The sequence below is a fragment of the Streptomyces sp. WZ.A104 genome, from assembly GCF_002382885.1.
Lineage (GTDB): Bacteria > Actinomycetota > Actinomycetes > Streptomycetales > Streptomycetaceae > Streptomyces.
In genome coordinates this window covers 40,096-50,314 of the sequence record NZ_NWVL01000061.1, presented here as the reverse complement: position 1 = coordinate 50,314, position 10,219 = coordinate 40,096, and the positions used below count along the sequence as shown (strand labels likewise).

At 71.9% G+C, this 10,219-nt stretch carries 12 protein-coding genes and 1 pseudogene; 2 read left to right on the top strand and 11 right to left on the bottom strand.

Annotated elements, in window-relative coordinates:
• The 5 genes and pseudogenes from CIB93_RS27575 to CIB93_RS27555 form a co-directional block, all read right to left on the bottom strand.
• Positions 1-443 (bottom strand): annotated as a pseudogene (locus tag CIB93_RS27575) (histidine kinase); the annotation flags it as partial.
• A gap of 95 nt (positions 444-538) precedes the next feature.
• Entirely contained in the window at positions 539-1,276 is a 738-nt protein-coding gene (locus CIB93_RS27570; RefSeq protein ID WP_096630744.1) for an ABC transporter ATP-binding protein, read from the bottom strand.
• A 165-nt stretch (positions 1,277-1,441) separates the two neighbouring features.
• A complete protein-coding gene (locus CIB93_RS27565; protein WP_096630742.1) occupies positions 1,442-2,209 on the bottom strand; it encodes a DUF3710 domain-containing protein in 768 nt (255 codons plus the stop codon).
• A 1-nt stretch (position 2,210) separates the two neighbouring features.
• A complete protein-coding gene (gene dut, locus CIB93_RS27560; protein ID WP_096630740.1) occupies positions 2,211-2,738 on the bottom strand; it encodes a dUTP diphosphatase in 528 nt (175 codons plus the stop codon).
• A complete protein-coding gene (locus CIB93_RS27555; RefSeq protein WP_096630739.1) occupies positions 2,738-3,322 on the bottom strand; it encodes a PaaI family thioesterase in 585 nt (194 codons plus the stop codon). Before CIB93_RS27555 ends, dut begins: the two co-directional genes overlap by 1 nt.
• A gap of 58 nt (positions 3,323-3,380) precedes the next feature.
• Between CIB93_RS27555 and CIB93_RS27550 the strand changes: the two genes are divergently transcribed.
• Positions 3,381-3,839: a DUF3093 domain-containing protein gene (locus CIB93_RS27550; RefSeq protein ID WP_096630737.1), complete on the top strand. Its 459-nt coding sequence runs from the start codon at positions 3,381-3,383 to the stop codon at positions 3,837-3,839.
• Between the two features lie 21 nt (positions 3,840-3,860).
• On the opposite strand, the gene CIB93_RS27545 is transcribed toward CIB93_RS27550, so the two are convergent.
• The 4 genes from CIB93_RS27545 to CIB93_RS27530 all read right to left on the bottom strand — a co-directional run bounded on the left by CIB93_RS27545 (position 3,861) and on the right by CIB93_RS27530 (position 7,445).
• Positions 3,861-4,826 carry a hypothetical protein gene (locus tag CIB93_RS27545; protein ID WP_096630736.1) on the bottom strand — a complete coding sequence of 322 codons (966 nt, stop codon included), beginning with the start codon at positions 4,824-4,826 and terminating at the stop codon, positions 3,861-3,863.
• Between the two features lie 13 nt (positions 4,827-4,839).
• Positions 4,840-5,136: a DUF4193 domain-containing protein gene (locus tag CIB93_RS27540; protein WP_003965732.1), complete on the bottom strand. Its 297-nt coding sequence runs from the start codon at positions 5,134-5,136 to the stop codon at positions 4,840-4,842.
• Positions 5,137-5,541: 405 nt separating this feature from the next.
• Positions 5,542-6,786, bottom strand: coding sequence for a cell wall metabolism sensor histidine kinase WalK (locus CIB93_RS27535; RefSeq protein ID WP_096630734.1), 1,245 nt, complete (start codon positions 6,784-6,786; stop codon positions 5,542-5,544).
• A 5-nt stretch (positions 6,787-6,791) separates the two neighbouring features.
• Positions 6,792-7,445, bottom strand: coding sequence for a response regulator transcription factor (locus CIB93_RS27530; protein WP_003965735.1), 654 nt, complete (start codon positions 7,443-7,445; stop codon positions 6,792-6,794).
• 359 nt (positions 7,446-7,804) lie between these two features.
• On the opposite strand from CIB93_RS27530, the gene CIB93_RS38155 reads away from it, so the two are divergent.
• Positions 7,805-7,978, top strand: coding sequence for a hypothetical protein (locus tag CIB93_RS38155; RefSeq protein ID WP_179500269.1), 174 nt, complete (start codon positions 7,805-7,807; stop codon positions 7,976-7,978).
• 93 nt (positions 7,979-8,071) lie between these two features.
• On the opposite strand, the gene CIB93_RS27525 is transcribed toward CIB93_RS38155, so the two are convergent.
• On the bottom strand, positions 8,072-8,872 hold the full coding sequence (locus CIB93_RS27525; protein WP_096630733.1) for an inositol monophosphatase family protein: 801 nt from the start codon (positions 8,870-8,872) through the stop codon (positions 8,072-8,074).
• Between the two features lie 45 nt (positions 8,873-8,917).
• Complete coding sequence (locus CIB93_RS27520; RefSeq protein ID WP_096630731.1) at positions 8,918-10,045, bottom strand: ferrochelatase; 1,128 nt, start codon at positions 10,043-10,045, stop codon at positions 8,918-8,920.
• Between the last annotated feature and the right edge of the window lie 174 nt (positions 10,046-10,219).

Sequence of the window (10,219 nt, the reverse complement as noted above, 5' to 3'; positions counted from 1 at the left end):
GGGACCGTCTCGCGCTGCCGGACCCCGGTGATCGACTCCACGACGTCGCCCAGCGACTCCAGGTGCTGGATGTTGACCGTGGATATGACGTCGATCCCGGCCCTGAGCAGCTCCTCGACATCCTGCCACCGCTTGGCGTTGCGCGAACCGGGGACGTTGGTATGCGCCAGCTCGTCGACCAGGGCCACGGCCGGGGCACGCTCCAGGACCGCGTCGACGTCCATCTCGGTGCGGAGCGCCGAGCGGTGGACGACCTCGCTGCGCGGGACCTGTTCCAGACCGTCCAGCAGCGCCTCGGTGCGCGGCCTGCCGTGGTGCTCCACGAAGGCCACCACGCAGTCGGTGCCGCGTTCGACCCTGCGGTGGGCCTCGCTGAGCATCGCGTACGTCTTGCCGACGCCCGGTGCCGCGCCCAGGTGGATCCGGAGTGTGCCGCGTCCCATGGCCCCATTGTCTTCTTCCGTCCGGCGGAGTCTGACGACGGCCGGTGGCAGCCGGTGCGGCTGCCACCGTAGACGCTACTCCGCCGCTTCAGGCGCTACTCCGCCTGTTCGACGATGTGGCCGTCGCTCAGCTCCAGGACCCGGTCGGCCAGGCCCAGCAGCTGCGGGTCGTGGGTGGCGACGAGGGCGGTGACGTTCTCGCTGCGCACGACCGCGCGGAGCAGTTCCATCACGGCGAGCCCGGTTTCGGCGTCGAGCTGCCCGGTGGGCTCGTCGGCGATCAGGAGGGCGGGGTGGTTGGCGAGGGCGCGGGCGATGGCGACGCGCTGCTGCTGACCGCCGGAGAGCTCGCCGGGGCGCTGCTCGGCGTGGTCGGCGAGGCCGACGAGGGAGAGCAGCAGCGCGACCCGCTCCTCGCGCTCGGCCGGGTCGGCCCTGCGCAGCCGCAGGGGTACGCCGACGTTCTCGGCGGCGGTCAGGATCGGGATCAGGCCGAAGGACTGGAAGATGAAGCCGACCCGGTCGCGGCGCAGCTCCAGCAGGCCCTTCTCGCCCAGCCCGGCCAGCTCGGTGCCGTCCACGGTGATCCGGCCGCCGTCCGGGGTGTCCAGGCCGCCGACGAGGTTGAGCAGCGTGGTCTTGCCGGAGCCGGAGCGGCCCTTGAGCGCGACCAGCTCGCCGCGGGGTATCTCGAAGGAGACCCCGCGCAGGGCGTGCACGGCCGCGGCTCCGCTGCCGTACGAGCGGTGCAGGTCCTCGACCCGGACCATGGCCGTACGGGTGGGGTCCTCGGCCAGGGCCGTGCCGGACTGCCCGCTGGTGCTCTCGGTCATGCCGCTCCCCCGTGTACGTACGTGGCCCGCTTCGTCGCCCGCCAAGTATGTGCGTGGGGCACGCGGTCGGGCAATGGCCGGGGCGGGTGCGTACGACGGCCGGTGGGCCGCGCCCGGGAGGGGGCGCGGCCCACCGGCCGTCGCTGTGCGGTGCCGCGGGTGCCGCTAGCGGACCTCGGTGATCTCGGGGCCGCGCTGGAGCTGGCCCATGCCGCCGGAGAACTTCGAGCCCTCCTGCTCCTCCTGCTGGATGCCCTCGGGCACCATCTGGGCGTCGTTGGGGAGCTTGAGGACGATCGGGTCGCGGGGGGCCATCGGCCCGTCTCCGCGGACGACCACGGTGTCCCGGAAGACCGTCTCCAGCAGTCCGGCGGCCTCCGGCTGCACGGCGCCCTGGCCGGAGATCACACCGCGCAGGAACCAGCGCGGACCGTCGACGCCGACGAAACGCACCAGCTGCACGCCGCCCGTGCCGTCGGGGAGCTGCACCGGGACCTGGGCGCGCAGCTCCCAGCCCAGCGGGCCGTCGACCTCGTCGATGATGCCGCCCTGCTGGGTGATGCCCGAGGCGATCTCCTCGCGGACCTCGCCCCAGATGCCCTCCTTCTTGGGGGCGGCGAAGGCCTGCAACTGGATGGCGCTGTCGCGCAGCACCACGGTGGCGGCGACGATCGCGTCCCCGGCCACCTCGACGCGCAGCTCCATGCCTTCGACCCCGGGGACGAAGATGCCGCCCAGGTCGACCCGGCCCTCGCCGGGCTGGGAGACCTCGGAGCTGTCCCAGGGCCCGTCCGGCCGGGGGGCCGGCGGGAGGTTCATCCGGCGCGGGGTGTCCCCGTCGGTACCGTCGAGCTCGTCGGCGACCTGCTCGGTCTCGCGCACCTCGTCCGCCGCGTCCTCGGCGGAACCACTCTTCTTGCGACGTCCGAACACGTCACTGTCCTTCCCGGTCGGATACGACCGAAGCGTAGCTGTTCCCACCGTGGGTGATCCCGCCCTCGGCGACGTCCACCGACACATGGCCGCCGGTGGACCCGAAGCCCCCTTCGGCCCGCGCCGAGCCGGGAAGTTCCGCCACCTCGTGGAAGCGCACCTTCTCGACCTGCTGGACAACCAATTGGGCAATCCGGTCGAACCGTTCGAATCGCACGCTCTCGCGCGGATCGAGGTTGACCACGATCACCTTGATCTCCCCACGGTACCCGGCATCCACCGTCCCTGGGGCATTCACGAGGGCCACTCCGCAGCGGGCTGCGAGGCCCGAGCGCGGGTGCACGAACGCGGCGTACCCGTCGGGGAGGGCGATCGAGACGCCGGTGGGCAGCACCACGCGCTCGCCGGGCGCGAGCTCGGCGGCCTCGGTGGTCACCAGGTCGGCCCCGGCGTCCCCGGGGTGTCCGTACGCCGGAATCGGCACCTCCGGGTCGAGCAGGCGGATCAGTACGTCGACGGGGTTGCGCATCAGGGGTTCACCTCGAAGGCGCGGGCGCGCCTGACCTGGTCGGGGTCGGACATGGCGGCCTGGATCTCGGTGGGACGGCCGTTCTCGATGAAGTGGTCGACCTTCACCTCGATGAAGAGGGCGTCGGCGCGGACCGCTACGGGGCCTTCGGGGCCGCCGATCCGGCCGGTGGCGGTGGAGTAGATCTTGCGGCCGTGCACGGCGGTGATCCGGGCGTCCAGATGCAGCACGGTGTCCACGGGGACGGGCCGCACGAAGTCGGTCTCCAGCCGTCCGGTCACCGCGATGGTGCGCAGCAGCCAGTTCAGGGAGCCGAGCGTCTCGTCCAGCGCGGTGGCGAGCACGCCGCCGTGGGCGAGGCCGGGGGCGCCCTGGTGGGCGGGCTTGACGGTGAACTCGGCGGTGACGCTCACGCCCTCACCGGCCCGCGCCATGAGCTGCAGTCCGTGGGGCTGCCCCCCGCCGCAGCCGAAACAGTGTTCGTAGTGCGCCCCGAGGAGCTCGCCGGGGGCGGGCGCGTCTGGGTGCCGGACCGGCGCCGCGGCGTCGGCCGGGGGTGTCAGAGCTGCTGATGTTCCACTCACAGGCGCAGACCTTACCCGCGCGGCGGAGTGCCGGGGACGCCGTGCCAAGCTTGGTTCCATGCAGCCTTCCGCACCGCCCTTCGACGAACGTCTCACCGCTCCCCGGTCCTGGTGGTTCATCGCCTTCGGGGTCGGTCTCGCCTGCGCGCTGATGCTCCTGCCGCTCGGCAGCCTGCCGCTGCTCGCCGGACTGGTCGGCGGCACCGCGGCGGCGGCGGTCGTGGTGAGCAGTTACGGCTCCGCCCGGATCCGGGTCGTCGCCGGTGCGCTGGTGGCGGGGGAGGCGCGGATTCCGCTGTCGGCGCTCGGGGAGCCCGAGGTGCTGGACGCCGAGGAGGCGCGGGCCTGGCGTACGCACCGGGCGGACGCGCGCGCCTTCATGCTGCTGCGCAGCTATGTGGAGACGGCGGTGCGGGTGGAGGTCACGGATCCCGAGGACCCGACTCCGTACGTCTATCTCTCCACCCGGGACCCGCAGGGCCTGGCGGCGGCGCTGAGCGCCGTACCGGCGTCCTGAGCACGTACCGGGGCCCCGCTCTCAGGAGCCCTCGGCCTCCCTGGGCAGCACAGCAGGCAGCGCGGGCTGCTCCAGCGGGGGCAGTGCGTCGAGCCGGTCCCAGGGGATCTGCTGCTTGCGCAGGTCGCCCCTGACCCGGTCGGCGAGCTTGCGGGTATCGCGGCGGTTCATCGTGGCGCCGACGGCGGCGCCGATCATGAACGGGATCAGGTTGGGCAGATTGCGCGCCATGCGCTTCATGATCTGCTGGCGCAGCTCGCGCTTCATCTGGCCGCCGAGGGCGGCGTTGAGTGTGGTGGGACGGGTGACGTCGATGCCGCGCTCCTCCGTCCACGAGGTCAGATACGCGGTGCTGCGCTGGACGAGGTGGCCCGGCGGGCGGCGGCCGTAGACCTCGTGGAGCTCGGCGACGAGCTTCATCTCGATCGCGGCGACGCCGGTGACCTCGGCCGCCAGCTCGGCGAGCATGGCGGGCGGTACGGGCATCATGGCGGCCGCCCCGATGCCTGCGCCGACGGTCGCGGTGGCCCGGCTCGCGCCCGCCACGAGCTTGTCGGCGAGCTCCTCGGGCCCCAGCCCGGGGAACTGCTTCTGCAGGGTGGCGAGGTCACGCACCGGGACGCGGGGAGCCGTCTCGATGATCCGGTCGGCCAGCAGGCCGGCCATGGCCTTCGCGCTCTCCCCGCCCTTGCGTACACCCCGTTTCACTGCGTACAGGCGGCCTGCCCCGGTCGCGGGCTCCGCCTGGTCCTGCTGATCCGTTTCTCCGGTCCTGTCCACCAGGGCCGGGGCCCCGGCCACTTCGAGCGAGGCCGACCGGCCCCGCCCGTCGTCGGAGATACCGGAGGCGTCAGGCAGGGCGGCGGACCGCTCGGCAGACGCGTGAACGCCTTCTGCCGGGCCTGTGCCGCCTGTACCGCCCTGATGGGCCTCCGGGCCGTGCCGACGCCAGGGGCGCCGCTTCCGGAACGGTGTGTCGCCTGCCACGGCCGACCCGGCCTCAGTCGCAGTCGCGGCAGATGGGCTGACCGTTCTTCTCGCGGGCCAGCTGGCTGCGGTGGTGCACCAGGAAGCAGCTCATGCAGGTGAACTCGTCGGCCTGCTTGGGCAGCACCCGGACGGCCAGCTCCTCGTTGGAGAGGTCCGCACCGGGCAGTTCGAGGCCCTCGGCCGCGTCGAACTCGTCGACATCGACGGCGGAGGCCGTCTTGTCGCTCCGACGAGCCTTGAGCTCTTCGAGGCTGTCCTGGTCCACATCGTCGTCGGTCTTGCGTGGGGTGTCGTAATCCGTTGCCATGTCGCTCTCCCCCTCTTGGGTGTCTGCGGGTGTCTCAGCGCACGTAACGCGTGAGAGGCCGGACTTGTGCCCGACCTGAGGCGGAGATTTTGCCTCACATCAAGGTCTGTTACTCAATCGACACCCAATCGGACACCTCGGGGAGGCTCTGCTTGGGTGGCGATGGGGACCGTACACGGTCCCGTCTGTGCAGTTCACGGGCGCCACCCCGTTTACTTCCCGTGATATCGACCGCCAAAAACCCGGACGTTTACCGGCTTTTCGCAGGATTCGTCATCACGGAGAGTAGATGATCCAAAAATCGGCCCTGTGATCGATCACACACGGCTCGCCCGGGAACGGGTCCTGAAAATTCCGCCCAAAGCGAACATGGAGATTCGGTGCAGAGTCACTTCATGCAGCTTCTCAGACCGGAAGGGTGACACGCATCACGAGACCGCCGCCCTCGCGGGGCTCCGCGATGATACGGCCTCCGTGGGCCCGCGCGACGGATCGCGCGATCGACAGGCCGAGCCCGACCCCCTTGTCGCTGCCCGTGCGCTCCGTACGCAGCCGGGTGAAGGGCTCGAAGAGGTTGTCGATCTCGTACGCCGGGACCATCGGGCCGGTGTTGGAGACGACGAGCACGGCCTGCCCCGGCTGGAGCTCGGTGGTGACCTCCACCCAGCCGTCCTCGGGCACGTTGTAGCGCACGGCGTTCTGTACGAGGTTCAGCGCGATCCGCTCCAGCAGGACCCCGTTGCCCTGGACGACGGCCCCGGCCCGCTCGCCGCGGATCTCCACGTTCTTCGCCACCGCCTCCGCCCGCGCCTGGTCGATGGCGCGCTCGGCGACCTCGGCGAGGTCGACCGGCTTGCGCTCGACGATCTGGTTGTCGCTGCGGGCCAGCAGCAGCAGCCCCTCGACCAGCTGCTCGCTGCGCTCGTTGGTGGCCAGGAGGGTCTTGCCCAGCTGGTGCAGCTCCGGCGGGGCCTCCGGGTCGGAGAGGTGGACCTCCAGCAGCGTGCGGTTGATCGCCAGCGGGGTGCGCAGCTCGTGCGAGGCGTTGCCGACGAACCGCTGCTGCGCGGTGAAGGCCCGCTCCAGCCGGTCCAGCATGTCGTCGAAGGTGTCCGCCAGCTCCTTGAGCTCGTCGTCCGGGCCGTCCAGCTCGATCCGCCGGGTGAGGTCGGTGCCGGCCACCCGGCGCGCGGTCCGGGTGATCCGGCCGAGCGGGGACAGGACGCGGCCCGCCATGGCGTAACCGAAGGCGAAGGCGATGACGCTGAGACCGACCAGGGCGAGGAGCGAGCGGTTGAGCAGGGTGTCCAGCGCCTGCTGGCGCTGCTCCCCGTTGCACGCCTTGAGCGCGGCGTTCGCCTCGTCCGCCGAGAGGCCCGGGGTGAGGGCGGGGCAGGCGTTGTTGGTGAGCTGGATCTTGCTGTCGGGCAGCAGCTTGAACGGCAGCTCGTTGCCCACGTGCAGCCCCTGCGCGGCCAGCATGTAGATGATCGAGAGCAGCAGGATGCCCGCGATCAGGAACATCCCGCCGTAGAGCAGGGTGAGCCGTATCCGGATGGTCGGGCGCAGCCAGGGGTACGGGGGCTCCTGCTGCTTGGGCTCCCAGGTGGGCTTCGGAGGCGCCGCGGGGGGCTCGGGGGTGGTGGCCATGGTCCTCAGATCCGGTATCCGGAACCCGGCACGGTGACGATCACGGGCGGTTCGCCGAGCTTGCGGCGGAGCGTCATGACCGTGACCCGCACCACGTTGGTGAAGGGATCGGTGTTCTCGTCCCAGGCCTTCTCCAGCAGCTGCTCGGCCGAGACGACCGCGCCCTCGCTGCGCATCAGGACCTCCAGCACCGCGAACTCCTTCGGGGCGAGCTGGATCTCCACCTCGTCGCGGAAGACCTCGCGGCGGTTCGGGTCGAGCTTGATGCCCGCCCGCTCCAGGACGGGCGGCAGCGCGACCGTCGTACGGCGGCCCAGCGCGCGCACCCGGGCGGTCAGCTCGCTGAAGGCGAAGGGCTTGGGGAGATAGTCGTCGGCGCCCAGCTCCAGGCCCTCGACCCGGTCGCTGACGTCGCCGGACGCGGTGAGCATGAGCACCCGGGTGGGCATGCCGAGCTCGACGATCCTGCGGCAGACGTCGTCGCCGTGCACCACCGGGAGGTCCCGGTCCAGCACGACGACGTCGTAGTCGTTGACCCCGATGCGCTCCAGGGCCGCGGCACCGTCGTAGACGACGTCGACGGCCATGGCCTCCCGGCGCAGTCCGGTGGCCACCGCATCGGCGAGCAGCTGCTCGTCCTCGACGACGAGTACGCGCACGGCGCAGTCCTTCCTTAGGTCCTTCTACGGATTCACTACGGGTTCACACAGCGAACGGCCCCCGGGGGAGGCCGACTGTGTGCTTCCATCCTGCCCGCAACGCGTATAAACCGGCGGTAAGACGGCGCTGGGACGGGAGGCCCCGGCGGAATGCGGCGGATTTACCGGCCAGTTGAGGTTTCTGTGCGCTCGCGCCTGGGGAAGAGGGGTTCACACCCGCGATCACGCCCGTCCCGTGGCTTGCCACGGCCCGCTCCTTTTCCCGGGGCAGCGGCGAGATCACCCGCTCCTCCGGCTCCCCCGCCGGAGGGATCCCGGGCACACCCCCGTGCCACCGACCCACGATGAGGGGGCGCATCATGGACGCTTTCACCGCAGGTCTGCTGCATCGCATCAAGACGACCGAGTACGACCTCACGCGGGCTCGCGAGGACGGCGACGACTTCCTGGCGGATGTCGAGCAGAGCGAGCTGGATGATCTGCACCGCCTGGCCGCCGAGCACGGCGTGGAAATCGGCGCCACAAGCGTCTGAGTCGTACGGCAGAGGGCCCCGGATGCTGTCCAGGCATCCGGGGCCCTCCGCTGTGCCGTTCGGCCCTCACGGCCCTCACCAGGGCTTCGGGGGTCAGTCGTGCCAGGCGCCCAGCTCCTCCAGCGCGGCCTGGAGCGGCTCGAAGACGCCGGGGGTCGCGGCCACGGTCAGGTCGCCGTCGGCGGGCAGCCCGGGGCGGCCGCCGGTCAGCGCACCCGCCTCCCGGGCGATGAGGTCGCCCGCGGCCAGGTCCCAGGGGTGCAGTCCGCGTTCGTAGTAGCCGTCCAGGCGGCCCGCCGCCACGTCGCAGAGGTCGACGGCCGCCGAGCCGCTGCGCCGGATGTCCCGGAGCCTGGGGATCAGCCGCTGGGCGACGTCCGCCTGGTGGGCGCGGACGTGGGCGACGTAGTTGAAGCCGGTCGAGACGAGGGCCTGGTCCAGAGGAGGGGCGGGGCGGCAGCGCAGGGCGTCGCCGTTCGCGTACGCACCGCCGCCGAGGACCGCCTGGTACGTCTCCCGGCGCATCGGGGCCTCGACGACGCCCACGACGCGCTCGCCGTCGCGCTCGGCGGCGATGGAGACGGCCCAGGTGGGCAGGCCGTACAGATAGTTCACGGTGCCGTCCAGCGGGTCGATGACCCAGCGGATGCCGGTGGTGCCCGGGGAGCCGGCGCCCTCCTCGCCGAGGAAGCCGTCGTCGGGGCGGAGGTCGGAGAGGTAGCCGACGATCAGCTTCTCGGCGGCGATGTCCATCTCGGTGACCACGTCGATGGGGCTGGACTTGGTGGCGGCCACCCCCAGGTCGGCGGGGCGGCCGTCGCGCAGCAGGGCCCCGGCGCGGCGGGCGGCCTCCAGGGCGAGGTCGAGCAGTTCGGACAGGGCGGGGTCGGTCACGGTGCTCCCAAGGGGTCGGTGCGTACGGGCAGGCGGTCGTACGGGTTACGCGTACGGGCTGTCCGCGCCCGCCGCGGCCGGTTTCGGGGCCCTGGCGGGACAGCAGCCGACCGGACAGAGGTCGTGGGAGGGCCCGAGGGAGCCCAGGGCGCAGGGCCGCACCGGCAGCCCCCGCTCGGCCGCGGCGCGCTCCAGGAGCAGGTCCCGTACGGCGGCGGCGAAGCGCGGGTCGTCGCCCACCGTCGCGGACCGGCGGACCGGCAGGCCGAGCTCGGCGGCCTTGGCGGTGGCCTCGGTATCGAGGTCGTACAGGACCTCCATGTGGTCGGAGACGAAGCCGATGGGCGCCATCACGACGGCCGGGACGCCCTCGGCGCCCAGGGCCTCCAGGTGGTCGCAGATGTCGGGCTCCAGCCACGGGATGTGCGGGGCACCGCTGCGGGACTGGTAGACGAGCTGCCAGGGGTGCTCGACGCCGGTCGCCTCGCGCACCGCCTCGACGATCAGCCGGGCCACGTCCAGGTGCTCGGCGACGTACGCCCCGCCCTCGCCGTGCGAATCGACGGGGCCGGAGGCGTCGGCTGCGGAGGTCGGGATGGAGTGGGTGGTGAACGCGATGTGGGCGCCCGCGCGCAGGTCCTCGGGGAGGTCGGCGAGCGAGGCGAGGACGCCGTCCACCATGGGGGTCACGAAGCCGGGGTGGTTGAAGTAGTGCCGCAGCTTGTCGACCCGGGGCACCGGCAGCCCCTCGGCCGCCAGGACGGCCAGCGACTCGGCGAGGTTCTCGCGGTACTGGCGGCAGCCTGAGTACGAGGCGTAGGCGCTGGTGGCGAGGACCGCGATCCGGCGGTGGCCGGCGTTGGCCATCTCGCGCAGGACGTCGGTCAGATACGGCGCCCAGTTGCGGTTGCCCCAGTAGACGGGCAGATCGAGGCCGTGCTCGGCGAAGTCCTCGCGCAGCGCGTCGAGCAGTGCGCGGTTCTGCGCGTTGATCGGGCTGACCCCGCCGAACAGGAAGTAGTGCTGGCCGACCTCCTTGAGGCGTTCCTCGGGGATGCCCCGGCCTCGGGTCACGTTCGCCAGGAACGGAACCACGTCGTCCGGGCCCTCGGGGCCGCCGAAGGAGAGCAGCAACAGGGCGTCGTAGGGAGCGGGATCGCGCAGATCGGACATGCCGTCGATCCTGCCACCCGACACTGACAGGGCGGCAACCGACATCCGACGCCCCGTCGGGAAGACGGGAACACCGACGTCCGACACCCCGTCGGGAAGGGCGGGAACCCGGAGCTCACGCGGCCTGTTCCGCTCCCCCGCGGCCGCCCCGTAATCCGGTGTCCGGCACCTCCG